At 60.4% G+C, this 25,451-nt stretch carries 22 protein-coding genes, 1 tRNA gene and 1 pseudogene; 10 read left to right on the forward strand and 14 right to left on the reverse strand.

Translation table 11 applies throughout. The features are described from left to right. Positions 1-9: 9 nt before the first annotated feature. Both AC3ISR_RS10415 and AC3ISR_RS10420 read left to right on the forward strand, forming a co-directional pair. Positions 10-759 (forward strand): carbon-nitrogen hydrolase family protein, encoded by a 750-nt coding sequence (locus AC3ISR_RS10415; protein ID WP_463985062.1) that lies wholly within the window; start codon positions 10-12, stop codon positions 757-759. Continuing rightward, positions 760-1,191 (forward strand): GNAT family N-acetyltransferase, encoded by a 432-nt coding sequence (locus AC3ISR_RS10420; RefSeq protein WP_463985063.1) that lies wholly within the window; start codon positions 760-762, stop codon positions 1,189-1,191. Positions 1,192-1,225: 34 nt separating this feature from the next. Here the strand turns inward: AC3ISR_RS10420 and AC3ISR_RS10425 are convergent, their stop codons facing one another. Next, positions 1,226-1,465 carry a DNA-binding protein gene (locus tag AC3ISR_RS10425; RefSeq protein WP_192300385.1) on the reverse strand — a complete coding sequence of 80 codons (240 nt, stop codon included), beginning with the start codon at positions 1,463-1,465 and terminating at the stop codon, positions 1,226-1,228. Positions 1,466-1,546: 81 nt separating this feature from the next. On the opposite strand from AC3ISR_RS10425, the gene AC3ISR_RS10430 reads away from it, so the two are divergent. The 5 genes from AC3ISR_RS10430 to AC3ISR_RS10450 all read left to right on the forward strand — a co-directional run bounded on the left by AC3ISR_RS10430 (position 1,547) and on the right by AC3ISR_RS10450 (position 5,259). After that, entirely contained in the window at positions 1,547-1,912 is a 366-nt protein-coding gene (locus tag AC3ISR_RS10430; protein WP_192300386.1) for a helix-turn-helix domain-containing protein, read from the forward strand. A gap of 151 nt (positions 1,913-2,063) precedes the next feature. Beyond that, complete coding sequence (gacA, locus tag AC3ISR_RS10435; RefSeq protein ID WP_032886613.1) at positions 2,064-2,705, forward strand: response regulator transcription factor GacA; 642 nt, start codon at positions 2,064-2,066, stop codon at positions 2,703-2,705. A 1-nt stretch (position 2,706) separates the two neighbouring features. Further along, entirely contained in the window at positions 2,707-4,530 is a 1,824-nt protein-coding gene (gene uvrC / locus AC3ISR_RS10440) for an excinuclease ABC subunit UvrC (protein WP_192300387.1), read from the forward strand. Between the two features lie 32 nt (positions 4,531-4,562). After that, positions 4,563-5,123: a CDP-diacylglycerol--glycerol-3-phosphate 3-phosphatidyltransferase gene (gene pgsA / locus AC3ISR_RS10445; RefSeq protein ID WP_003232771.1), complete on the forward strand. Its 561-nt coding sequence runs from the start codon at positions 4,563-4,565 to the stop codon at positions 5,121-5,123. A gap of 60 nt (positions 5,124-5,183) precedes the next feature. Beyond that, positions 5,184-5,259, forward strand: a tRNA-Gly gene (locus tag AC3ISR_RS10450). A 322-nt stretch (positions 5,260-5,581) separates the two neighbouring features. Here AC3ISR_RS10450 and AC3ISR_RS10455 read toward each other — a convergent pair. After that, positions 5,582-6,595, reverse strand: a complete 1,014-nt coding sequence (locus AC3ISR_RS10455; RefSeq protein ID WP_463985064.1) for an AraC family transcriptional regulator — start codon at positions 6,593-6,595, stop codon at positions 5,582-5,584. A gap of 239 nt (positions 6,596-6,834) precedes the next feature. Between AC3ISR_RS10455 and AC3ISR_RS10460 the strand changes: the two genes are divergently transcribed. Together AC3ISR_RS10460 and AC3ISR_RS10465 are read left to right on the forward strand one after the other, a co-directional pair. Further along, the gene (locus AC3ISR_RS10460; protein ID WP_463985065.1) at positions 6,835-7,626 is read left to right on the forward strand and encodes an EAL domain-containing protein; all 792 of its coding nucleotides are present in this window, start codon (positions 6,835-6,837) and stop codon (positions 7,624-7,626) included. Between the two features lie 296 nt (positions 7,627-7,922). Next, on the forward strand, positions 7,923-8,465 hold the full coding sequence (locus AC3ISR_RS10465; protein WP_192300427.1) for a thioesterase family protein: 543 nt from the start codon (positions 7,923-7,925) through the stop codon (positions 8,463-8,465). 24 nt (positions 8,466-8,489) lie between these two features. Here the strand turns inward: AC3ISR_RS10465 and AC3ISR_RS10470 are convergent, their stop codons facing one another. The 10 genes from AC3ISR_RS10470 to AC3ISR_RS10515 form a co-directional block, all read right to left on the reverse strand. After that, entirely contained in the window at positions 8,490-11,627 is a 3,138-nt protein-coding gene (locus AC3ISR_RS10470; RefSeq protein ID WP_463985066.1) for a DEAD/DEAH box helicase, read from the reverse strand. Between the two features lie 77 nt (positions 11,628-11,704). Further along, positions 11,705-13,273 carry a sensor domain-containing diguanylate cyclase gene (locus AC3ISR_RS10475; RefSeq protein WP_463985067.1) on the reverse strand — a complete coding sequence of 523 codons (1,569 nt, stop codon included), beginning with the start codon at positions 13,271-13,273 and terminating at the stop codon, positions 11,705-11,707. 165 nt (positions 13,274-13,438) lie between these two features. After that, positions 13,439-14,782, reverse strand: coding sequence for an ATP-binding protein (locus AC3ISR_RS10480; RefSeq protein ID WP_489324733.1), 1,344 nt, complete (start codon positions 14,780-14,782; stop codon positions 13,439-13,441). After that, on the reverse strand, positions 14,758-15,423 hold the full coding sequence (locus AC3ISR_RS10485; RefSeq protein ID WP_192300394.1) for a response regulator: 666 nt from the start codon (positions 15,421-15,423) through the stop codon (positions 14,758-14,760). Before AC3ISR_RS10485 ends, AC3ISR_RS10480 begins: the two co-directional genes overlap by 25 nt. Positions 15,424-15,508: 85 nt before the next feature. Beyond that, entirely contained in the window at positions 15,509-15,931 is a 423-nt protein-coding gene (locus AC3ISR_RS10490) for a hypothetical protein (RefSeq protein WP_489324734.1), read from the reverse strand. A 23-nt stretch (positions 15,932-15,954) separates the two neighbouring features. Beyond that, positions 15,955-16,719: a COG4705 family protein gene (locus tag AC3ISR_RS10495; protein WP_192300396.1), complete on the reverse strand. Its 765-nt coding sequence runs from the start codon at positions 16,717-16,719 to the stop codon at positions 15,955-15,957. A 61-nt stretch (positions 16,720-16,780) separates the two neighbouring features. Beyond that, complete coding sequence (locus tag AC3ISR_RS10500) at positions 16,781-17,848, reverse strand: ABC transporter ATP-binding protein (protein WP_463985071.1); 1,068 nt, start codon at positions 17,846-17,848, stop codon at positions 16,781-16,783. Beyond that, entirely contained in the window at positions 17,845-19,398 is a 1,554-nt protein-coding gene (locus AC3ISR_RS10505; RefSeq protein ID WP_463985072.1) for an ABC transporter permease, read from the reverse strand. Before AC3ISR_RS10505 ends, AC3ISR_RS10500 begins: the two co-directional genes overlap by 4 nt. Positions 19,399-19,437: 39 nt before the next feature. After that, positions 19,438-20,451: an iron ABC transporter substrate-binding protein gene (locus AC3ISR_RS10510; protein WP_192300398.1), complete on the reverse strand. Its 1,014-nt coding sequence runs from the start codon at positions 20,449-20,451 to the stop codon at positions 19,438-19,440. A gap of 1,494 nt (positions 20,452-21,945) precedes the next feature. Then, complete coding sequence (locus AC3ISR_RS10515) at positions 21,946-22,242, reverse strand: DUF6124 family protein (RefSeq protein WP_463985044.1); 297 nt, start codon at positions 22,240-22,242, stop codon at positions 21,946-21,948. A gap of 792 nt (positions 22,243-23,034) precedes the next feature. Here AC3ISR_RS10515 and AC3ISR_RS10520 point away from each other — a divergent pair. Continuing rightward, the gene (locus AC3ISR_RS10520; protein ID WP_463985045.1) at positions 23,035-23,628 is read left to right on the forward strand and encodes a LysE family translocator; all 594 of its coding nucleotides are present in this window, start codon (positions 23,035-23,037) and stop codon (positions 23,626-23,628) included. A gap of 53 nt (positions 23,629-23,681) precedes the next feature. On the opposite strand, the pseudogene AC3ISR_RS10525 reads toward AC3ISR_RS10520, so the two are convergent. Continuing rightward, positions 23,682-23,877, reverse strand: a pseudogene (locus tag AC3ISR_RS10525) (hypothetical protein). A 239-nt stretch (positions 23,878-24,116) separates the two neighbouring features. Continuing rightward, complete coding sequence (locus AC3ISR_RS10530) at positions 24,117-25,448, reverse strand: c-type cytochrome (RefSeq protein ID WP_463985046.1); 1,332 nt, start codon at positions 25,446-25,448, stop codon at positions 24,117-24,119. Positions 25,449-25,451: the final 3 nt, after the last annotated feature.

The following is a 25,451-nucleotide window of genomic DNA, read 5'->3' on the forward strand; positions in this document are numbered from 1 at the left end:
GACGCGACCGTGACTGCCTTGACCCTTGCTGCTGCTCAATCCCTCTCTATCGCGGGCGATGTGCGGGCCAATCTGCAGCGGCACCTGACCTTTATGCGTGTGGCGGCGGAGCACGCCGTGCAGCTGTTGGTGTTTCCGGAGTTGTCGTTGACTGGCTATGAGCCGTGCTTGGCTGCCGAGCTGGCGATAACACCCGAGGACAAGTTGCTCGCACCGTTGCGTGAGATGGCGCGGGAGCTGCGATTGACCGCCGTGGTGGGGATGCCAATCCGCTTGGCACCTGAAGCGGGGGTGATGATCGGCGCATTGGTACTGGGGGCGGACGGCTCCCTGGCGGTGTACACCAAACAGCATCTGCACCCAGGCGAAGAAACCGCGTTTATTGCGGGGCAGGGCGGTGCGGTTTTGGAGTGGGTGGACGACCGGATTGCGTTGGCAGTTTGTGCAGACTTCTCCCACGCCAGTCATCCGCATGCTGCCGCTGAAGCGGGGGCGACGGTTTACGCCGCCGGTGTATTGATCAGCGAAGCAGGCTACGCAACGGACAGCACGTTGTTGCAAGGTTATGCCGCCAAATATGGCTTGCTGGTGTTGATGGCCAATCATGGCGGCCCGTCCGGTGGCTATGTGTGTGCCGGTCGCAGTGCGATCTGGGCCGCTGGTGGTCGTTTGCTTGCTGCTGCGCCGGGCGTCGGTGACGCGCTGGTGCTTGCCCGGCGTGAGGGCGGGGAATGGGCTGGCCAAGTGGTGGTCGTGTAAATGGCATTCCACCTGCGCGCAGCCACAGACCGCGACCTGCCGTTCGCACGAACGCTGACCCATGAGGCCATGGGCCGCTATTACACGCAGTACGGTTTGCCGTGGTCCAACGAGGGGTTTGATACGGCTTGGGCCGGCCGGGAAAACTGGCTGATCTGCCGTGACGACAGTGTCCTGGGTTTTATCAGCCTGAGCCGAGACAGCCGGGCACTGTATATCCGCGAACTGCATTTGCTCGAAGATTGTCGCCGGCAGGGTGCAGGGAGTTGGGTGCTGGAGCAGATGGCTCTCAAGGCATGCGGGCAGGGTTTGTTGCGTTTGACTGTGTTCAAGACCAACCCGGCAAGAGGGCTGTATCAGCGCATGGGGCTGAGTATCGTCGGTGAGGAAGACTGCTTTTGGCGCATGGAGCGCACCTGTCGATCAAGCTAACCCTGCACTGAATCCTAATAAGCGCATACTGGCTTCAGGAGACGATTTCCTGATCGTTGTTTTGGCCATCAGCCTCAGAAAGGATGATCCCTTCTTTCATGCCCAGAAGGACCGCTACCTTGTGGGCTTCTCCACGTCGTCCCTTTTTGCGCCCAGCGAGCACTTGATAGGTGGTTGCCGGATCAACGCCATGTTCTCGGGCGAACGCTTGCACTGACTTTCCTTGATGTTCTAGCCAGGCCTTGGCTTGTGCAGCAGTACGGATTCCGGGCATAGTTCAAAACCGTTCAAGTTTGTTTAATAAAGAGATGATGTGTCACCTCTTGAGGTGTGCAAAATAGGATCATACATCCAAATGAGTGGAATCGGTTCGCGTTTGAGGCAAGAAAGAGAGCGACTTGGCCTGTCGCAAAAAGTTTTTGGTGAGATAGGAGGCGTTGAAGCCAACGCACAAGGCAAGTATGAAAGTGGCGGGCGGGCGCCCAAAGCCGACTACCTCTCCAGGGTTGCCGAGCGAGGTGTGGATATTCTGTTCGTGTTGACAGGCAGTCCCACGCCGATTCAATTGGACCAATTGAGTCAAGTTGAAGAGAAAGTGTTGGTCGATTACCGCTCAATGCTCAAGGAAGACCAGGATGCAATCCGCCGCCTGACGTCGACCCTGGCTGAGCATTCAGCCTCGCTGAATGGCAAGGCCAAGCCGCAGCACCGGGATTCCTGAGCCTTTCCCCCGCAAACCCGGGCGTTCGCTGTTTGGCGGACGACTGCCGTGTACCCAAACTCTATATATATGACGCGTGTAGCTAGGTCTGCGCCTTGGTTTTTTGCTAAGGTGTTCAGCAACCTATAAGACCATATCGCGAGGTGTCTGCTTGATTAGGGTGCTAGTAGTCGATGACCATGATCTCGTTCGTACAGGCATTACACGAATGCTGGCTGACATCGATGGCCTGCAAGTAGTCGGCCAGGCCGAGTCCGGGGAAGAGTCCCTGATCAAGGCTCGGGAGTTGAAACCCGATGTGGTGTTGATGGACGTCAAGATGCCTGGCATCGGCGGTCTTGGCGCCACGACCAAATTGTTGCGCAGCCATCCGGACATCAAGGTCGTGGTGGTGACGGTGTGTGAGGAAGATCCGTTTCCGACCCGTTTGCTACAGGCGGGGGCGGCGGGTTACCTGACCAAGGGCGCCGGCCTGGCCGAGATGGTGCAAGCCATTCGCCTGGTGTTTGCCGGCCAGCGTTACATCAGCCCGCAGATCGCCCAGCAGTTGGCGATCAAATCCTTCCAGCCGGTCAGCGATTCGCCGTTCGATGCGCTGTCTGAGCGGGAAATCCAGATCGCCTTGATGATCGTCGGTTGCCAGAAGGTGCAGACGATTTCCGACAAGCTGTGCCTGTCGCCCAAGACCGTCAACACCTACCGCTATCGCATTTTCGAGAAGCTCGCCATCAGCAGTGATGTTGAACTGACCCTGCTCGCAGTGCGCCACGGCATGGTGGACGCCAGCGCCTGACATGACCACGCCGTTCGATCCGAGTGCCTTTCTCTCAACCTGCAGTGGCCGCCCCGGCGTGTACCGCATGTTCGACAGCGAGGCGCGCCTGCTTTACGTCGGTAAAGCCAAGAACCTGAAAAACCGTCTGGCGAGCTACTTTCGCAAGAGCGGCCTTGCGCCCAAGACAGCAGCGTTGGTCGCCCGCATCGCCCAGGTCGAAACCACCATCACCGCCAATGAAACCGAAGCGCTGTTGCTTGAGCAGACGCTGATCAAGGAATGGCGGCCGCCCTACAACATCCTGCTGCGTGACGACAAATCCTACCCCTACGTGTTTTTGTCCGATGGCAACTTTCCACGTCTGAGCATTCACCGCGGTGCGAAAAAGCAGAAGGGCAAGTATTTCGGGCCGTACCCCAGCGCCGGGGCGATTCGTGAAAGCCTGAGCTTGCTGCAAAAGACCTTTTTTGTGCGCCAGTGCGAAGACAGCTTCTACAAGAACCGCACCCGGCCGTGCCTGCAATACCAGATCAAGCGCTGCAAGGCGCCTTGCGTGGGTTTGGTGGAGCCGGCCGAGTACGCCGAAGATGTACGCCATTCGGTGATGTTCCTTGAAGGACGCAGCAATGCGCTCACCGACGAGCTGTCCGCCGCCATGGAGCAGGCCGCCAGCACCCTGGATTTTGAGCGCGCCGCCGAGTTGCGTGACCAGATCTCCCTGCTGCGTCGCGTGCAGGACCAGCAAAGCATGGAAGGCGGCACTGGTGACGTCGACGTGATCGCTGCCTTCGTCAACCCCGGTGGCGCCTGTGTGCACCTGATCAGCGTGCGCGGTGGGCGTGTGCTGGGCAGCAAGAATTTCTTCCCGCAGACCGGTATCGATGAGGAAGTGGCCGAAGTCATGGCCGCGTTCCTTGGCCAGTACTACGTCAGTAGCCCCGAACGCGACTTGCCGTCCGAGCTGATCGTCAACGTGGTACACGAAGACTTCCCGACACTGATCGAGGCGATCCACGAACTGCGCGGCCGTGAGCTCGACATCAGCCACCGTGTACGCGGTACCCGCGCGCGCTGGCAGCAGTTGGCGGTGACCAATGCCGAACAGGCCCTGGGCGCGCGCCTGGCCAATCGACAGCACGTCGCCGCACGTTTCGATGCGCTGGCCGAAGTCCTCAACCTGGACGAGCCACCACAGCGCCTGGAGTGCTACGACATCAGCCACTCCAGCGGCGAGGCCACCGTGGCGTCCTGCGTGGTGTTCGGGCCGGAAGGGCCGATCAAGTCCGACTACCGGCGCTACAACATCGAAGGCGTCACCGCCGGTGATGACTACGCCGCCATGCACCAGGCCCTGACGCGGCGCTTCAGTAAATTGAAGGACGGCGAGGGCAAACTGCCGGACATCCTGCTGGTGGACGGTGGCAAGGGCCAGTTGTCCATGGCCCGTGATGTGCTCAACGAGTTGGCGGTGCCTGACCTGATCCTGCTCGGCGTGGCCAAGGGCGCCACACGCAAGGCCGGTTTCGAAACGTTGTACTTGAATGATGCCGCCCATGAGTTCACTTTGAAGGGCGACTCACCCGCGTTGCACCTGATCCAGCAAATCCGCGACGAAGCCCACCGTTTCGCCATTACCGGGCACCGTGCCCGCCGTGGTAAAACCCGGCGAACCTCAACCCTGGAAGGGGTTGCGGGGGTCGGCCCGACGCGACGTCGCGACTTGCTTAAACATTTTGGTGGCTTGCAGGAGCTATCCCGTGCCAGCATTGACGAAATAGCCAAAGCTCCCGGTATCAGTAAAAAGCTCGCTGAGTTGATTTATGCGAATCTGCATAGCGAATAGAATGCCTTTCCACCTCGTAGCCAGTTGTGCCGATGAATATCCCTAATCTGATCACCGTTCTACGCGTCCTGCTTATTCCGATTTTCATTCTGTTGTTCTATTTGCCGTACGAATGGAGCTATGCCGCATCCAGTTCGGTATTCGCCTTTGCGGCCGCCACCGACTGGCTCGACGGCTACCTGGCGCGCCGCCTGGAGCAAAGCACGCCATTCGGTGCCTTCCTCGATCCGGTGGCCGACAAACTGATGGTGGCGGTGGCGCTGGTCTTGCTGGTGCAGGAACATGGCAACCTGTGGCTGACCCTGCCGGCCGCCGTGATCATCGGCCGCGAGATCGTCGTCTCGGCCCTGCGCGAATGGATGGCCGAAATCGGCGCCCGCGCCCACGTCGCGGTGTCCAACATGGGCAAGTGGAAAACCGCCGCGCAGATGCTCGCGCTGGTCATCCTGCTGGCCAACCCATCGGACTTCTCCTTCTGGGTGCTGACTGGCTACGCCCTGCTGCTGATCGCGGCGGGCCTGACGTTGTGGTCCATGCTCCAGTATTTACGCGCCGCCTGGCCTCATCTGCGCACCACTGTTGAAAAGAAATAAAACTTTTTTGAATCAAGAGGTTGACGGGCTTCAAGAATTCTATAGAATGCGCATCACCAAGCGGGAATAGCTCAGTTGGTAGAGCACGACCTTGCCAAGGTCGGGGTCGCGAGTTCGAGTCTCGTTTCCCGCTCCAAGCATTATGAAGAAGCCACTCAAACGAGTGGCTTTTTTTTGCCTGCGATTTACCGAGTGGGCGGTTCGACCTCTTTTTTCTTCACTTCGAATTCCATCGAAGTCCACGGCATAGGGGCTGATTCAGATCCAGAATCCTGTCCGCCAATCGGCCAGCCTCGATTGCCGATGGTCTGCGGAACTCAGCGGTTCTGCGCGCAAGCAACCGTTGAAAGGTTTCGGCGGGGGCAGGCGAATGTGATGGGAAATATTGACCGGGAAATACCGTTCTGACTGGTGCCCATCACTTGGATGGCACGCACTGTGCTCTAGCGCTGTATTCTTCAAGGCTGACTGTGTTTTGCCTCGCGCAACTGCGCCGGCGACGCGCCGAACCAGCGTAGGCAGGCTTTATGAAAGCTGCTGAGCTCGCGAAAGCCGACGGTGAGGGCTATGTATTTGAGGCTGTGCGAAGAGTCGAGCAGTAACGTACGGGCTAATAGGCGGCGACACTCGTCCTGGAGATAAGTGAAGTTTGTGCCTTCCTTTTCCAGCGCGTTCTGAAGGCTTCTTGCACTTTTACCGAGATGAGCGGCCGCCATTTCCAAGGTACATGGCTCTCCACGGGGCATGGCGTCTGATAAGTATCGACGTATCTGCAACTCGGGTGAGCCATTGATCGCCCTCAACTGTGCATCGGCGTAATGGCAATGGATGAGTTCCAGTGCGGGGTCTGCGGTGATCAAGGGCAGATCGAAAATTTCACTGCTGAAGATGAGCATTATGTGAGGGGCGTTGAAGCTCAGATCGGAGCCGAACATCTGCTCGAGTCGTTGAGTGTCTGCAGGCTTTGGATACGGAAAGTGCGCTGCCAAGGGCAGTGGTTTTACGTGGGGCACCAACCAGTGCATCAAGCCTATAAACAGTGCTGCACCGGCATCCAGGAATGATCGAGGGGCCGGAAGATGAGGCATTCCCTCCTCGAAACCGCTCACGCGTATCACGCCCGTGTGTCGTTCTACGGTGATCCTGGAACCGTCGGTGGCAAGAGGGTGATAGCTGGCCACTCTTTCTATAGCTATTCCCAGAGTGGGGCTGGACATGATTGCGTACCCGGCAGCACCCAGGCTGCCGAGATGGCTATAACTATACGCGTCAAGTCCAATTTCCGGGTTTCCGGTGAGTTCGACAGCGAGATCAAGAATGTTATAAACAGCTGCCAACTCAATGCGATGCGCTGTTGAAACATCGAGTTCAACCAGATCATTGAGGCGGCGGAATATGAGGTCTTCCTGAATGCCGTTCTGAGCGAGTGCTTGTACGAAAGGTGCAAAAATAGCTGTTGAAATGCTGCGCATCTTTGACGTCCGCCACTCACGTGAGCCGATAATGAACACGTCAGAGTAAATACTCTATTTATGTCGGTGTGTGCGGACATGATAATGGTATCTGGGAACACTGTCCAAATTGAAACTTTGATGTGAGTATTCTGCTGGGTGATGGATGCACCTTACAGCCAAGCGGCTGTAATAATTGATGCAGGGGAGGTTGTTGCCAATATTTGGATCGGGCAGAGCGCTCAAGTTAGTGGGGTTTCATGAGCTCGGAATTGGACTTTTGTAGTCTGTCGCAAAATAAAGAGGCTGAATTCGTACGCTGGTTCTATAAGCAACTTTCGCGTAAACATTTCAGGCTTGCCTTTCAGCCTGTTATGGCTGTGGGCGCGGCCGGTATTTTGTACCATGAAGGTTTGCTGCGGCATGTCAGTGGTCGGATGAATATCAACCCTTTTCCTATACTTGAGGCGCAACGCTCCATTCGTTTGCTTGATTGTTATGTCGTGATGAGTCTCATAAAAACGCTGCGGGTCAATCCAGAAATCAGCTTGGGGTGCAATATTTCTGCGCAGAGTGCGACGCTGGACGCTCTATGGGAGCCCATTCTTGATGCCCTGCGAGGCGAGCCTGATATTGCACGGCGCTTGATTATCGAAATCACCGAAAGTTCGTCGATCTCTTCTTGCGACACATCGGTTGATTTCGTCCTGCGTATGCGTCGCTTGGGCGGTCGAATAGCAATCGACGATTTTGGCGCAGGTTTCAGTACGCTGTCGTTTGTGCGTGATGCTGAACCGGACATTATAAAAATTGACATGGGGTACTTGCACCGTGCACGGGAAAGTACGCGTGCCAGTGACACGTTTGAACACCTTGTAAAACTATGCAAGACATTGGCGCCTTGCGTGATTGTAGAGGGTGTCGAACGCTCAGCTGATCGCCAAAGACTTCTGGCGGCAAGTGCTGATTGGGCGCAGGGATTTTACTTGGGTAAACCAGCACTTTTTCCCGGAAGTATTAAGGCGCCTTGTTGGGTTGAAAATAAAATATAAGTGTTTTGTCGTGTGCGTAAGATTTTTGATTTTTGAATAGTTGGGGCTTTTGTTGAGGTGCCTGAGAAAGTTGAAAACCTCGGAAGAACAGGACGAGGTCATACGCTAGCCTGGTGCGGCAATGAACGTTTCCAGCAGTGTTGTTTGACCACTGTCTAACCGGCCGGCACGGTAGATGTACTTCTGACCCGTGCAAACCCAATTGTGCGCCTTGGATGAAAACAGTCAGTTTCGGACATATCCGAGTGCCTCGCATTGCTCTAGAGTTTTTTGCTCATTCAGACATCCGGGCGCATATGAATCTCTGGTTTCGGCTTTTATTCCTGCTTTTTCGTAGACCTTGGCGTAGACCTGTCGACGGGTTGGCAACCACCGTAACCCGCCTGCGGGTCTGGCCTCTGGATCTGGACTTCAATCGCCACGTTACCAACGGTCGATACTTCACGTTGGCCGATGTGGCCCGAATGGACTATGTGCTGCGCACCGGTGCATTTCGGGTCGCGTTGCGTGCCAAGGCGTTGCCTATCGTTGGAGACACCTGGGGTAAGTTTCGCCGTGAACTGAAGCTTTTCGAGTCTTTCGAAATCCATACGAGGATGCTTGGCTGGGACGCGAAGTGGAGCTACCTCGAGCATCGATTTATCAGTCGCAAACGCGTGGTTGCCGTTGTCGTGATGCGCGGTCTGTTTCGCGCGGCAGAAGGCACCATTTCACCTTCTGTCTTCTGCCGCGAATTGGGGTTGTCAGAGGATTCGCCAGGCATGCCGCAATGGCTTACGGATTGGTCGAAAGCCTGTGATGACATGAGCCAACAACTGCGAAACGAAGAGGCATTGTGACGTTTGTAAAACGCTTTTCGCCTTTCATGCGCCCGTGTCGGCAGTCACCGGGTGAAGGGCAGGTAACAACTCCATGACTTCACAGAACAGATTGCGCTGTTGCCAGTCGCTGCGGTCGCCAATCACATACAGGCGGCGCTTGGCTCGGGTCACGGCAACGTTGAGCAGGTTGGGTTGTGAGACGGCCCAATTGCGTGCGCCGCCGTTTTCACTGTTACCGCCCAGTACCAGGATGACCACCGCAGCTTCCTTGCCTTGCATGGTGTGAATGGTGCCGTGCACGCGCTTGCCGAGATCGCGGTCCTTGAGTTGATTACGGACATCCTGGAAAGGGGTGATGACTGCAATGCTGCCGGACGGCACGCCGTCGGCCTCGAGCACGCTGAGCAGGCGATCCAGGGCGTGGCCTTCGTTATCGACCCAGTTGCCTGAAGACGGGCCGCTGGCATGCACCCAGCCGGTGAGCAGGCGAGCGGGGGTTTCCTTGGCCGCAGACGGGGCAATGGTGCCGTAGACCATGGCGCCGTCGTAGGCAATACGGTTCGCCAGGTCGAACATCGGACGATCGCAACGACGGTGTACCACCAGTGGCAGGCCGACCCAGCATTTCTGGCCCTGAGGGCCGGCCATTCGGCCCCAGGGTGTGGCGTGGTCGGCCAGGGTCTGTGCGGACTGTCGGTTAGGCAGCCAATGCGCGTCGATGTGATAGCGGGTGCGCATATGTTCGAGCACCGCGTCGGAGACGGTGATGATAGGTTCCAATTGCAGCGGATCGCCGACCAGTACCGCCCGCCGTGCGCGCCACAGGGCGCCGACCGCGGCCTGCGGGGTTGCCTGGCCGGCTTCATCCACCAGCAGCCAGCCAATCTCACTGCAACCCAGGCTGCCGAACGAGCGCGCGAACGACGCGAAGGTACTGCTGAGGACCGGCACCACCATGAACAGCGAAGCCCAAGCCGAGCGTATCACGGCCTGGGATACACCACGGTAACGGCCGCCGGTCAGCAGGCTGGTGATGAAGCTCAGGTTATAGCCCAGGCGTGAGGCTTCAATCTGCAAGAATGTGCGGTGTAGCTTCAGCGCTTCGATGAAGACGTTTGCCCGTGCTTGACGCCATCCTTCGAGAATCCAGGGTTCGCGCAGCTCGATGTGTGTGCCCCTGCCCAGTTGGCCTTGCTCCAGCCAGGTCAGCAGATGCTCGGCTTGACCCGCCTGTGCAACGCTGCGGGCCTTGTCTATCTGCAAGGAGGCGTGGCGTATGGCTTCGCCAATAGCCTGTTCGTCGGCCGCCAACTGCTGATTGAGCTGGCCAAGTTGCAGGCGCAGTCGTTCCAGCTGGCGTTGCACGCTGTCGAAGGCATCCTTCGCCAGCATATGGGTGCCAACGAGCACGCGTTGGTGGGCGGTCCAGGTACGGTGTGCCCCCCACAGGCTGAGCAGGTTGGCGAGCAGCCCGGGTTTTTTTGCCAGGTGCGCTTCGAGCGCCAGGAGGGCACGTTGCAGGTGTTCGCGGGTGGGGGGGAGCTGCTGTGATTCCAGCGCGGCGTGTTCGCCATCGAGGCTACGCCGTTGAGCCAGTCGTGCCTGGCGCTCATGTTCCTGCTGTTTGACGCGCGCCTTGGCACTGATAACGCCTTGGATTCGCTCCAGAATGTCGTCTGCTTGAGCGCGCAATGAGCGCTCTGCGTCTTTGGCGTCCTGGTACTGTTTGACGGCCGCACGCCAGTGGCTGGCCTTGTCGGCGGGTGTGAGCAGCTTCATCTGCTGTGCCTGTTCACTCAACCACTCGCGCATGCCCTTGGGCGGTGGTACGTCCTCTGGGCTGGGGGTGTCGGGTGTGGACCCGCCGTTGCCATAGAAAAAACGGTCGACGAACTGGGAACGTTTGGATTTGCTGCCCAGCGCTGCCGAGATCAAGCCCCAGGCCGGCTTGCCGCTGATCAGCTCGCCCAGTTCGCTGAAGTACTCGGCGTCGGGCAGCCAGGAAGGGTCGACTTTGTCGCGCTGAGGCAGTTCGAGGGTGACGTTCTCGACAGCGCCATTGTTGGACGAGGCCACCACCATTTCGAAGCCGAACAAGCGCGGGTCCAGCACGTAAGCGAAGCGCTCCCGACCGCCATCATTGGCGGATTCCCGGCCATTTTTGATGAAGGCGTCCGATGCCTTGCCCAGCGAGGCCAAGACATCGGCGCGCTGGGTCACCACGGCGGCGATCAAGTCACGCAACAAGGTGGTCTTTCCGGTGCCTGGCGGACCATTGACGCCCATCACGCCGCTGCCGCTGCTCAGGTTTTGCAGCAGGCTGTTGACCGCCAGTTGCTGGGAGTGCACCAGGCCCAGATGGCGCTCGGCCGGCCAGCAGCCGGCGGCATAACGTGATGGGGCCAAGCGGTCGATCAGCGCCAGGTCCGCGCCAGGCTGATCCAGATGCAGTCGTTGGCTGGCGTCATGCTGGCTCAGATAGCGGGCGAGTGGCTGGCTGTTTTCGCCGCGCGCCAGGGCGTCGGCGACGTCGGCCAGGTCGCTGAGCAGGAAACTGTTGAGCGGATCGTCTTCCTGTTCGGGTTTTTCCGGGTTGATTGGCGCCGAGCGAAAGCGGTGGGTACGTGGTTTATCCCCGAAAAATGCATCGAGGCCCAAGGCTTGGCGTACGCAGGTGGTCAGGCGCTCCAGGTCCGCGGCCAGGACCACGCCGCCGAGCAAACGGCTGGCCTGTTCGCGAAGGGATTGCTGGGCTTCGTCGAAACCGCGGGTCCAATCCTTGCGGTGGATAGCGCAGCCGACGAACCAGGCCTCGCTCGATAGCACCAGGCTGTCGGCCAGCATCATGCCTCGGTCGTTGAACTTCAATGCGAACAGCGCCGAAGTGCGCCGTTGTGGCTCCTTGTAGCCCTGGTCAGCACCGAATAGCCGCTCCAGTTGGCGAGCCACATCCAGGTTGTCGTAAAGGTGGGCGTAGAGGGTGTGGCTCCAGGTGCGTTTGGGCGGCAGCCGTTGCCGGTTCAGCGCGTTGGCTGGCATCCACGGCAGGATCTGGGCGCTGGAGGGCACATCCTGGAAATACGGCTGGTAGTCGCTGTCGCGCTTTTTCAGCTTGGGTGCGGCCTGGGGTTGCAGCAACTCGACGGCGTGCCAATAGCGCACGGTGTTTTGCGCAGTCATTTACGTCCTTGAAAGCACTCTGGCTTGGAATCCTGATGCGTAGGATAACAGGCACGGTGCGTCGCGAGTGCTTTGCACTAAACCGGCTGCCCTTCCTCATCCGAAGCACTGCAGCAGCGGTCGCGGCCGTTCTGCTTGGCCGCGTAAAGCATCTTGTCCGCCGCGGTGATCAGGCTGGCCGGCGTGACGTGTTGCCCGGTGGGCTGAACGCTGGCGATCCCGGCGCTGGCCGTGACATGGCCGAGTGGATGGGTGCTGTGCTCGATGCCCATTGCGCGAATGGCCTCGAGGATGTCGCGGGCAACGGTCGCGGCGCCTGGGTTATCGGTGTTCGGCAGCAGCACGGCAAATTCTTCCCCGCCATACCTGACCGCCAGGTCCCCGGGTCGCTTGACCGCTTGCAAGATTGCGGTAGCCACCGCACTCAGGCAATCGTCGCCAGCCGCGTGGCCATAGGTATCGTTGTAGCGCTTGAAGTAATCGACATCGAGCATGATCAACGAGAGCGTCGAGCGCTGCCGGATGGCCTGGCGAATCTCGTCCAGCAGCGCGCTGTCCAGGCGTCGACGGTTGCCCAGCCCGGTCAGGCTGTCGGTCAAGGCCATGTCGCGCATGGACTGATGGGCCAGGCGCAGCTCGCCCTCCATCACCATGCGCCGGCGCAGTTGGTTCAACACCACCCGCCCGAACACGGTGAACGCGCCAATCAGGAAGAACAGCACAAAGCCGGTCTTGAACAGATCCCAACGCCACGGCGCGATGATGGACTCGCGGGAAAGCCCCGCTTCAACCACCAACGGATACGCGGCAAGGGCCCTGTAGCCATACAAGCGCTCAGTGTCGTCGACCACCGCCCTGGCCTCGGCGACACCCTCGTTGGACATCGGCAGGTAACGCTTGAAAATCTCGCTCGCGGTCAGGCTCTTGCCCACCACGGCGGCGATGAACGGGCGTCGCACCAGGATGGTCCCGTCACGCAAGGCCAGCACCAGCGCGCCCTTGTCGTCGATTTTGAAATCGCCGTAGTAATCGACGAAATAACTGACCTTGATCGTCCCCAGCAATACCCCCGCGAATGAGCCGTCAGGGTTATTCAACCGACGCGAAACCGGGATGATCAAATCCCCCGTGGACTTGCTGTTTACCACCGCGCCGATGCGCACATTGGGATCGGTGTGGGTACGGTGATATTGGAAGTAATCACGGTCGGCATTGTTCGCAGGCTCGGGCAGGACCTCCTTGTCCGTCGCGATCCAGTCACCCTCCGGGCCGTAGATAAACAAGCCATGCAATTGCGGCATCAGCTTGGCCTGCTGCACCAGCAAGTTGTGGATGCGCGGCACATCGATATTGTGCAACCCGTCGCCTTCCACCCGTTCACTGAGCGCAGCGGTCAACACATCCACCTGGCGGATGGCATCCTCGGCATGCTGCGCAGTGGCCCGCGCGAGGTTGGTGACGGAGTCGCGTGCCGATGCGAACGCTGCATGGTAGTCCCGCCAGGTGCGCCAGCCTTCCACGGCCAGGAACGCAAGGATCACCGCGAGCATGAAACTCACCGTCAGGTGGAATGCGGCCCCCGCGCTGATGGGCGTGGGGCTTGTGGGGCCAGCCAGCTTGGCATCTGGCTGTTTGCGTCCGAGCATGTGTGTGTCCTTGTGGTGCTGCTCTGCAATAACGCAAGACAACAGCTTCAATGGCTAAGCGGTTCAACAATGAGGGGGGAATACGGGGGGTAACCGTTTGCGGCGTGGATGATGATACGTACGCGCATGGCTGGCAACGGTTGCTGCAAGCGAACCACTGTGGGGTCAGGGCAACCAGACACTCACACACAACCCCCGTTGTTGCACCGCATCGCTAAACGACAACGCCACCCGCGCGCCGGTGCGGTCGGCGATGGCCTTGACGATCGACAAGCCGAGCCCGGAACCTGCTTCGTCGGTGCCCAGGCTGCGATAGAACGGGTCGAACACCCGCATATGTTCCTGCGCGGCAATGCCCGGCCCGGTGTCCTTGACTTGTAGCAGCACAGCGTCCGGCAGCTTTTCTACCGAAAGGTCGATACGCCCGCCCGGTGGGGTGTAGCGAATGGCGTTGTCCACCAGGTTTTTCACCAGGGTCAGCAGGTCCATTGCATTGAATACCACTTGCACGTCTTCAGGGCTTTCAACGCCGATGTCGATCTGCTTGCGCTCGGCCAGGGGCAGCAGGTCTTCGAGGACCTGGCGATACAGTTCATGCACCGACAACGTGGTTTGCACCCGCGCCGAGGTGGATTGGGCCGCTGCCAGGCTCAGTAGCTGGTCGATCAGTTTGCGACCGCGCTCTATACCTCGTGACAACGGCACAAAACGCTCGCGGCTGGTTGGCGAGAGGTCGGTGGCCGCCAGGCGGTCGGCTTGCAGCGACAAGGCGGTCATCGGCGAGCGCAGTTCGTGGGCGGCGTCGGCGACAAAGCGTCGCTGGCTGTCCATGGACTGCGCGACCCGCGCCAGCAGGCGATTGATCGCGACCACAAACGGCCGCACTTCGGTGGGCAGGTGCTGCTCCTCGATGGGATGCAGTTCCTGTTCGGCGCGCTGGTCGATCTCGGCGGCGAGCACGCCAATCGGACGGAACAGCTTGCGCACCAGGTCGCCGACCACCAGCAGCAGCACCGGAAACAGGATCAGGAACGGCAGCAGGCTACGCCAGGCGCTCTCGCGGGCGTCCTTGTCGCGGGCGTCGGATTCCTGAGCCACCGCAATCCGCTCGCCGCGTGCGGTGGTGTGCACCAGTACGCGAAAGGCTTCACCCGCGACATCCACGGTAGCCAGCCCATCAGCGAGGGTCGTGGGAAAGGGCAGGGGCAACGCCTCATCGGTGGTGCCCGTCGCATGCTGGCCGTCGCCCAGGTGTTGGATGATCACCCGCGACTCTTCGTCATCGCCCTCGATGCGCGTGGCTTGGGGGTATTGCAGGGTCATCTGCTGGCGGTCGAACAGCATGGCCACCTGGCGCAAGGTGTCGTCCTGCTGTTCGTGGGCTTCGTCAAACGCCGAGACAAACGCAAACACGCTGGCCAGCACCGCCACCAGCAAAATCGCCAGCGACAGCGTCACCGACAGGCGCAGTTGCACCGACTCACTCAAACGCTTTTTGAAACCATCCATCCCATGCCCCTGACGTTCTTGATCACATGACTGCCCAACTTGCGCCGCAAGGCGTGGATCAGGAACTCGATGGCGTTGCTCTCGACTTCGTTGCCCCAGCCATATAGGCGGTCTTCCAGTTCACTGCGGGACAGGATCGCCCCCGGGCGGATCAGCAGCGCTTGCAGCAACGCAAACTCACGGCTCGATAACGCCACGCCGGTGAGCTCGTCGGTGCTGGCTTGCTTGGACACCAGGTCCAGCGAGACCACACCATTGCCCAGCAACGACAACGCGCTGCCGCCCTTACGGCGCAGCACCGCGCGCATGCGCGCGAGCAGTTCGGGGATGTCGAATGGTTTGAGCAAATAGTCATCGGCGCCGCCATCCAGGCCGCGCAGGCGGTCGTCGAGGCTGTCACGGGCGGTGATGATCAGCAGGGGCACGGAGTTGTTGCGCGCGCGGATGCAGCCCAGCACCTCAAGGCCGTCCTTGCCCGGCAGGCCGAGGTCGAGCAGCACCATGTCGTAGGGATGGGTGTCGAGTGCGGCCAGGGCGGTCATGCCGTTCTTGACCCAGTCGGCGGCATAGCTTGCATCGCTGAGCGCACGCTGGATCGCATCGCCAATCATCGGGTCGTCTTCGACCAGCAGTATCCGCATGTCGCGCACATCCTCAGTAAAACCACACGCGGCGAAGTGATCGCCGCGTGTGTATTGAAGCACCCGTGCGGGCATTTGTCCGGTATCAGCCTTTCATCACGTCGAAGGCCTTGAGCAGGTCATCCATCGAGGCCTTGCAGTCCGCCTGGTTCGGGTTGCCGTCGCGCAACGCCGAGAGGGCGCGGTCGATGGCTTTGTCGAGCACATGCCAGTCGTTGGCGGCGCGCGGCTTGATGCCGGCTTCGGCGGAGTCCCAGGTGGTTTCCAGGTCCTTGATGCGAGCTTTGGCGCCCGCCAGGTCGTTCTTGGCGACGAGGGCCGAGACGTCCACCGCAATGTTGCGGAACTCCGATAGATCGCCCAGTTTCGAGGCCTGGCGTTGGCTGGTCGCCGAACCTGCGGCTTCGTTGGGTTTATCGGCCGGTTTGGAGCAGCCGGTAGCGATGCCCAGCATCAGAATGGCGCAGGCGATAGCGACGCGGCGAATCAGGTCTTGAACAGGGCGCATGAGGCTTTCCTTGGTGTGAGTATTCATGGGGTAATGGCTTTGCGGTTGCCGACGCTGAGTTGCGCAACGGCCACCAACAGCACGATGACGCAGAGGAACAGCGCGCTGGTCCAACTGGCGCCCATGCCCAGGCCGCCGTAGGTCTTGGCTTGGGTCAGCAGGTCGCCGAGGGAGGCGCCGAACGGGCGGGTGAGGATGTAGGCGACCCAGAACGTCAGCACTGAGTTGACGCCCAGCCGCCAGGCCACCAGTGCCGCCGCGATCAAGCCGGCGAAAATGAAGGCGCCAAGGGTGAAGCCCAGGCCCAGCGCTTCGGTGGCCAGGTCACCGGCGGCGGTGCCGAGTGCGAAGGTGCAGAGCACAGTGGTCCAGTAGAACCACTCGCGGCGCGGGGTCACGATGTCGCGGATCGACAGGCTGTGTTCGGTGCGATACCAGACCATAAAGTTGAGGCCGAGCAACACCGAGAAAATCGCCGTACTGGCGTACAGGCTGACGTCGAGCTTGTCGGTGAGGATGTCGGTGATCTGCGTGCCGACGATGCTCACCAGCACCACGGTCAACCAGTAGATCCACGGCGTGTAGGCCTTGGTGCGCATCTGCCAGAACAACGCCACGGCCAGCAGCGCGGCCATACCGATGCTGGTCCAGCCGGCGCCGAAACCGGCATCGACGGCGAGGTAATCCGCGCCGGTTTCGCCCACGGTGGTGGACAAGATCTTGATCACCCAGAAGGACAGCGTCACCTCGGGTACTTTGTTCAGCCAACGGGCTGCTGTGGCATTCATCGGGCTTACCTCTCCTTGACTGCGCGGTGGTTGGCGCAGGGGAGAAGGTACGGCACGAAACTTAGCTGGGACTGAGGGCCGCGGTTTTTTTCAGGACATGGGCCAAGCCCAAGGTGGTGAGGTGCACCACGCTGCCGTTGGGCGGCGCCTGCAGGCCGGAGCTGCGCACCAGGATTGACTGGCCGGGCGCGAACTCATTGGCGGGCAGCGTCACGGTCAGCGTGCAGGTATTGCCGCCGAATTCGCGTTCAGTCACCACGCCACGGCAGCCGCTATCGTGACTGGCGCTCAGTTGCAGTTGTTCCGGGCGTAGCATGATCCGCGAGGTTTCGTGGTCGAGCTTGCTGTCGACTGGCACGCGGCCCAGGCCGCAGTGGGCCCAGCCGGCTTCGATCCTTGCGGGCATGACGACGGCTTCGCCGAGAAACAACGCGGTCTGCTCGTCGACGGGGTATTGGTACAGGTCCATCGGATGGCCCGATTGCACCAGGCGGCCCTGGCGCATCACTGCCAGTTGATCGGCGAACGATAGCGCCTCGCTTTGATCGTGGGTCACCAGGATCGTGGTGATACCCGCGTCGCTCAGCAGCCGCGCGACCATCTTGCGCATCGCCGAGCGCAGCCCGGTGTCCAGGGCCGAGAACGGTTCATCCAGCAACATCAGCCGGGGTTGTTGCGCCAGGGCGCGGGCCAGCGCCACGCGCTGTTGTTGGCCGCCGGACAGTTCGTGGGGCCAGCGCCGCGCCATGTTGGCGTCGAGGGCCACGCTGTCCATCAATTCGGCGATGCGTGTGTGGCGCGCTTGGCCCTGGGTGGCCAGGCCGAAGCCGATGTTGTCGGCTACGGTCATGTGCGGGAACAGCGCGCCGTCTTGCGGTACATAGCCGATCTGGCGCTGATGGGCCGGCACGGCGTGGGTGCCGTCGACCAGCGGTTGGCCGTCGAGGGTGAGGCTGCCGGAGTCGGGAAATTCAAAGCCGGCGATCATGCGCAACAAGGTGGTCTTGCCCGAGCCGGACGGCCCGACAATCACGGTGCGGCTGCCGGTGGGCACCGACAGGCTGACATCCGCCAGGGCACGCTGGGTGCCAAAGGATTTGCAGAGTGCGTTCAGTTCGAGGGCGTTCATCGGCCTGCCGTGCGTTTGGATTGGTGGTAGAGAAGGCCGGTCAACGGCAGTGACAACAGGATCATGATCAGCGCGTAAGGGGCTGCTGCTGCGTAGTCGATCTCACTGGTCATCGCCCAGAAACCGGTGGCCAGGGTGCGGGTGCCGTTGGGCGCCAGCAGCAGGGTGGCGGTCAGCTCGTTGGTGATCGCCAGGAACACCAGCGCCGCACCCGCCGCAGCGGACGGTGCGGCCAGGCGCATGGTGATCAGCCACAACGCGCGGCCCGGCGAACGGCCGAGGCTGCGCGCCATGTTTTCCAGCTCCACCGGCGCCTGGGCGATACCGGCACGCAGGCTCACCAGGGCCCGTGGCAGGAACATCAACAAGTAGGCGAGCAGCACCGTAATGGTGGTCTGGTAGATCGGCCGGGCGAAGTGGATGGTCACCGTGACCAGCGCCAGCGCAACGACGATGCCGGGCAGCGAACTGGTGATGTAGTTGCAGCCTTCCAGGAGGCGTTGCAAGCGCCCCGGTGCGCGAATCGACAGCCAGGCGATCGGCACCGCCGCGCAGGTGGTCAACAGTGCACCAGCAACGCCCAGTTGCACGGTTTGCAGGAGTGCCGGCAGCAGCTCGTCGAGCTGCCAGACCTGCGCGCCACCGGCGACCAGCCACTGGCCCAGGGTGATCAGCGGCACGCCAAGGGCCAACGCGCAGGTCATGCCTTGCAGGGTCAGGGCGAGCAGGGTGGTGCTCGTGCTCAGTTGCACGGTGCGTTGTTCGCGGGCGCTGCCGGAGCCGACCCGCGCATACCGTGCATGGCCGCGCGCGGCGGATTCGGCGGTGAGCATCGCCAGGCAACACAGGGCCAGCACCGCCGCGAGCATATTGGCGGCCGGGCCATTAAAGGTGGATTTGAATTGATCGAAAATCGCCGTGGTGAAGGTATCAAAGCGAATCATCGCGTACAGGCCGTATTCGGCCAGCAGGTGCAGGCCCACCAGCAGCGCACCGCCGCAGATCGCCAGGCGCAGCTGTGGCAAGACCACGCGCCAGAACACCGCCCAGGGCTTGAGGCCCAGGGATTCGGCCACGTCTTCGATGGCCGGGTCCAACCGGCGCAGGGTCGCCGCCACCGGCAGGTACAGAAATGGAAAATAGGCAATCACCGACACCAGCACACCGGCTGGCAAGCCGTGGATCGACGGCACCAGGCTGACCCACGCGTAACTGTGCACAAACGCCGGCACCGCCAGCGGCGCAACCGCCAGCAGCGACCAGACGCGGCGGCCGGGCAGGTTGGTGCGTTCGGTCAACCAGGCCAGGGCCACGCCGAGCGCAATGCACAGGGGCAGGGTGAACATCACCAGCAGCACGGTGTTGACCAGCAACTCGCCGACCCGTGGCCGCCACACCAACGCCTCGATCTGCGCCCAGCCGATCTGCCAGGACACCCCGATCACAAACGCAATCGGCAACAGCGCCAGCAGCGAAACCAGCACCGACAGGCCGGTGACCCACGTACCCCCACGGCCTCTGAACAGGCCGCGGGTGCGTTTGTGTGGCATCGCGTGGGCAATGCCGGGGAGGGACGTTTCAGGCAACAATCAGAGCAGTCCGGCTTGGGTCATCAGTTCAACCGCTTTTTTGCTGTTGAGCTTGGAGGCGTCGACCTTCGGCGCGTCCAGTTGCGCCAGCGGCACCAGCTTGGGGTTGGATTGCGCGTTCTGGCCAACGGCGTATTCGAACGAGTTGCCGTCTTTCAAGATCGCCTGGCCATCTTTGCCAGTGATCCACTTCACGAAGGCCTGGGCCTGTTCCTGGTGTTTGCTGGAGGCCAATACACCGGCGCCGGAAATGCTCACGAATGCGCCCGGGTCTTGGTGCTTGAAGTAGTGCAACTGGGTGTTCTTGCTGTTTTCGCCGGTCTTGGATTGGTCGACGAAGCTGTAGTAGTGATAAATCACGCCGCTGTCGACCTGGCCTGCGTTGACGGCCTTGAGCACCGCGCTGTTGCCACGGTAGATGGCCGCGTTGGCTTTCATCGCCTTGAGCCAATCGAGGGTCGCGGCTTCGCCCTTGAGTTCCAGCACAGCGGCGACGATGGCCTGGAAGTCGGCCCCGGCCGGGGACGCGGCCCAGCGGCCTTTCCAGCTTGGCGACGCGAGGTCCAGCAGGGACTTTGGCAAGTCGCCGGCGTTGAGCTTGCTTGGGTTGTACACAAACACCGTCGAACGCGCGGCAATGCCAATCCACTTGCCGTGGGCCGGACGGTAAGCGGCGTCTACCTGTTCCAGGGTGGTCGGTGCCACCGGCGCGAACAGCCCGGCGTTGTCCACCAGCACCATGGCTGGCGAGTTCTCGGTGAGAAACACATCGGCCGGAGAGGCGGCGCCTTCCTGCACGATCTGGTTGCCCATCTCGGTGTCATCGCCGTTGCGGATAGTCACCGGGATACCGGTCTCCTGGGTAAACCCTTCGACCCAAGCCTTGGTCAGGCTTTCGTGCTGGGCGTTGTACACCACGATGCCCACCGAATCAGCGGCATACACATGCCCCGCGCTGACCAATGCAGTGGCGAGCAGGGCTTTTTTGATAAAGGAAGGAAGACGGCTGGTCATGCGGTGAGCGCTCCGGTTTTTATAACTGCACGGGAAGTCCGCTAGTGGTCGATTGAGCCTAGACCAATAGGAATCATTTGCATGTTTGGGCGCGGCGAATGTAGAGCGGCAGATGAGAAAAAAACGTCAAAGAAACGGTTAACAATTGTGATGAGGACTATCAGACGGTGGAGATCCCCTGTTGGGGCTGGCTTGCCTGAGGAAGCGATGGTTCGGCTGGCATTTTTGGCGATAGGCATACCGCCTTCGCGGGCAAGCCCGCTCCCACAGGGGATACCTGGTGAGCCTGTTTTTTGAGCCAGGCGCAAATTCAAATGTGGGAGCTGGCTTGCCTGCGAAAGCGGTGGTTCGGCTGGCATTTTTGGCGACTGGCATACCGCCTTCGCGGGCAAGCCCGCTCCCACAGGGGATACCTGGTGAGCCTGTTTTTTGAGCCAAGCGCAAATTCAAATGTGGGAGCTGGCTTGCCTGCGAAAGCGGTGGTTCAGCTGGCATTTTTGGCGGCTGGTATACCGCCTTCGCGGGCAAGCCCGCTCCCACAGGGGATACCTGGTGAGCCTGTTTTTTGAGCCAGGCGCAAATTTAAATGTGGGAGCTGGCTTGCCTGCGAAAGCGGTGGTTCGGCTGGCATTTTTGGCGGCTGGTATACCGCCTTCGCGGGCAAGCCCGCTCCCACAGGGGATACCTGGTGAGCCTGTTTTTTGAGCCAGGCGCAAATTTAAATGTGGGAGCTGGCTTGCCTGCGAAAGGGTGGGTCAGCTGGCATTTTGGGCGACTGGCATACCGCCTTTGCGGGCAAGCCCGCTCCCACAGGGGATACCTGGTGGGCCTGTTTTTTGAGCCAGGCGCAAATTCAAATGTGGGAGCTGGCTTGCCTGCGAAAGCGGTGGTTCGGCTGGCATTTTTGGCGGCTGGCATACCGCCTTCGCGGGCAAGCCCGCTCCCACAGGGGATACCTGGTGAGCCTGTTTTTTGAGCCAGGCGCAAATTCAAATGTGGGAGCTGGCTTGCCTGCGAAAGGGTGGGTCAGCTGGCATTTTTGGCGACTGGCATACCGCCTTCGCGGGCAAGCCCGCTCCCACAGGGGATACCTGGTGAGCCTGTTTTTTGAGCCAGGCGCAAATTCAAATGTGGGAGCTGGCTTGCCTGCGAAAGGGTGGGTCAGCCGGCATTTTTGGCGACTGGCATACCGCCTTCGCGGGCAAGCCCGCTCCCACAGGGGATACCTGGTGAGCCTGTTTTTTGAGCCAGGCGCAAATTCAAATGTGGGAGCTGGCTGGCCTGCGAAAGCGGTGGTTCGGCTGGCATTTTTGGCGGCTGGTATACCGCCTTCGCGGGCAAGCCCGCTCCCACAAGGGGATACCTGGTGAGGCTGTTTTTTGAGCCAGGCGCAAATTCAAATGTGGGAGCTGGCTTGCCTGCGAAAGGGTGGGTCAGCTGGCATTTTTGGCGACTGGCACGGCGCTATCGCAATCAAGCTAAGTCCCAGATTTTTTAGTTATATTTCAGGCAGTTAATAGAGCGATCCACCGTAGTCTTGGCAATTTCCAGCAAATGCCACACTGCCAGGATCTTTGCCCGCTCGGGGCTTGTCAGTTGCTCACCACAATCAAGTGCGGTGGCCGACGCGCTGTCGAGCAGGCTGGCGGTGTAGAGTAGGGCGTCTTCGAAGCTCAGGTCTTCGTTGACCGAGTGGAAACCTCTGGTGGGCAGGTAGTGATCGATGACGCGGTTGAAGGCGGCGCGGTCTTTGGCGGGGTCGAAGGGGGAATCTGGCACAACCTTATTCATCGTGTATCTCCAACTGGTAGGTGAGGAGCCGATCCCTCGCGACTAAACGAGGGTGGCGGCTGTACGCAGGTTAGTCGACCGGCCAGTTGGATCCGGCGCACCCGAAGGTGCCCTGCGCACAGCCACCATGAACACGGTGACAGCTTGCGCACAACTGGAGGTCAGGCGACTAAACCCGGTCACTGATAAGCAGTGACGGACCGCAGACTAGCCACCGATTCCAGCAGGCACAAGGCGGCAGAGATTGTCTAGGAAACGTCCTGCAATTTAAAGCGACACGGCTTGCTGGCCCTTTACAAAGCATGACAAAACGCCAGTAACCCAGCGAAGTCCCCTGATGCATGGATATCAAAATGTGGGAGCTGGCTTGCCTGCGAAAGCGGCAGGTCAGCCAATGCAATTACTGGCTGACACGCCGTTATCGCAACGACGAAGCAAGCTGGAAAAAAACCTGAAGCCTGTCGATGCCTCGCATTGGTATGCCCGTAGAACTTTTTTGTTCGTGTGGCTTATTAGCACTGACGAAGATACTTAATAGGTGATGTTTATCTATAAGTAGAAGTGGCGTGTCAGGATGGGAAGTACTTACAGTAAAAGCCTACAGTGTTGTATGTAGGATAGTAGTTGAGTGAAGAGTTTGTTGTTGGTGATTTGTTTTTTTGGTAAATGACTCAAACTCCCATGCTTAAAAACAATAAGGAAAAAGTACGCCAGTGAATACGGATTGGTTGATGAAGATGATCCAGTATTGGTTTTTTTTGCTATCCGATGTTTAGAGAGGTTGTGAGTTAGATGCAGGACTTCTTGGGCGCCATGCTGTTCTCGATACTGCTTTCGATAAGTTTCGGTCCGGTAGCCTTGACTATTCTGGGACAATCCATCACCCACGGCTTTCGTAGTGCGTTACCCGGAGCTCTCGGTGCGGCAGTTGCCGACGCGTTGTTTGCAGCTGTCGCTTTTATTGGTTTGAAGTCGATTGAAGCATTTTGGCTCGCCAATAGTCAGTGGTTGGCGTGGGCTGCGATTGTCTACCTCTTTTATCTAGGTGTGCTCACTTTCAAAAAAACTGCGCGTGCGGCGGTAACCAGGCGAGCCGCAGGGTTTGTCGCGGTTTTTTTATTGACGTTGACGAGTCCACTCACCATCGCGGCAATTTCCTCCTATGTCGTCGCCAGCGGCGCCCAGCTTGATGGGTCTGGTCTGTACTTGAATTTGCTGGGAGTTCTAACAGGGTCGCTTTTAGGGCAAATGCTTTATGTGGTTGCAGGGGCGATGATCAAGAGGACGCTCGCGGGGAGAGCCCATTTTGGCTGGCTGAACCGAGTTAGCGGGGTATGCCTGATTGGGTTTGCAGCTTGGCAGATGGGTCGTGCTTTAGTGCTTTGATGTTTGTCCTGATGCCAGCCAGTCAAGGGCGGTTCGGCTTGCTCTTCGCGCATTCACGCCGCAGCTTTTGTGGGCTTCAGGCACTCGATAGAGCGATCCACCGTAGTCTTGGCAATTTCCAGCAAATGCCACACTGCCAGGATCTTCGCCCGCTCGGGGCTTGCCAGTGGCTCGCCACAATCTAACCCGGTTAAAGGCGGCGCGGTCTTTGGTGGGGTAGAAGGGAGGATCGGGGACGACCTTGTTTATCGTGTATCTCCAACTGGTAGATAAGGAGCCGACCCCTTCGCGACTAAACGGGGAGTGGCGGCTGTACGCGGGTTGGCCGACCGGCCAGTTGGTCTGGCACACCCGCAGGTGCCCAGCGCACAGTCACGCGGCAGACACTGCCAATCCCCTGTGGGAGCTGTCGAGCCCCAGCGAGGCTGCGAAGGGATCACCGCTATAGTTGCGGTAAACCGCAGCATCAGCATCGCTGAAGCCCGACCTCAGCGCATATGCAAAATAATCGGGCTGCTGCTCGCCGGATCGGTATGCCCGCGCAGCTTGCCCACCGCCTGCGCATCCACCGGGCCGCCGTGATTGCCCCAGGTGCTGCGCATGTAGCTGAGCACTTCGGCGATTTCCTGATCCGACAGTTGCTCGCGCAAGGCCGGCATGCGGTAGGCGTCCGGCACGCCGGCGGCGACGACGCGTTGCGAGCCGTTGAGGGTGATGTTGATCGCCGAGGCGCTTTCCCTGGCGAGTGCCGAGGTGGCGCCGGCCAGGGGCGGCATCCATTCGGGCTGGCCCTTGCCGTCCAGGCCGTGGCAGGACGCGCAGCGGGTCGCATAGGTGTGGGCGCCGGGCGCGTTGCTGGCGGCCGCCGCCTGGTATTGCCACGGTGTGCCGTCACGCTGCGGGTCGCCGGGCAGCGACTTGAGGTAACGGGCGATGGCGGCCAGGTCGGCGTCTTGCATGAACTGGGTGGAGTTGTTGAACGCCTCGGTCATCGAGCCGTAGACCACCGCATGGGCGTTGCGCCCGGTCTTGAGGAATTGCACGATCTGCGCCTCGCTCCAGCGTCCCAACCCGCTGTTGGGGTCCTGGCGCAGGCTGGGGGCGTACCAGCCGTCGAGCAGGGCGCCGGCGAGGAAGGGCGCGCCGGACTCGTCCATGGCCTTCTCGTTGAACGCCAGCCCACGGGGGGTGTGGCAACTGCCGCAGTGGCCGGGGCCTTGCACGATATACGCGCCACGGTTCCACAGTTCGTCCTGCGCCGGTTTGGCCGCGTAGGGCGTGCTGGGGGCGAACACGCCGTTCCACAACGCGATGGGCCAGCGCAGGTTCAGCGGCCAGGGAATGTCGCTGGGGATGTTCGGCAGGTTGGCCGGTTGCACACCTGCCATGAAAAACGCGTACAGCGCCCGGATGTCGTCGTCGCTGAGCTTCACATAGGACGGGTAGGGCATCGCCGGGTAGAGCCGGCGCCCGTCCGGCGTCACGCCATGGCGCACCGCGCGGTCGAAGTCGGCCAAGGAGTAGTTGCCGATGCCGTTGTCGCGGTCCGGCGTGATGTTGGTGGCGTGGATCGCGCCCAGCGGCGTGGCCATCTCCAGACCGCCGGCGAACGGCGCCTTGCCTGGCAGGCTGTGGCAGGCCACGCAGTCACTGAGGCGTGCGACGTATTCGCCGCGACTGACCAATGCGGCATCCACACTTTGTGTTTGCTCAAAGGGCGAAGCGGGCTGGCGGGTGACATACCAGGCCAGCACGGCGGCGGCGACCAGGCAGGGCAGCGCCAGCCAGCCTGCGGTTCTAGCCAATCGTCGGTTGTTCATGGA

The organism is Pseudomonas sp. GL_117, assembly GCF_057835125.1.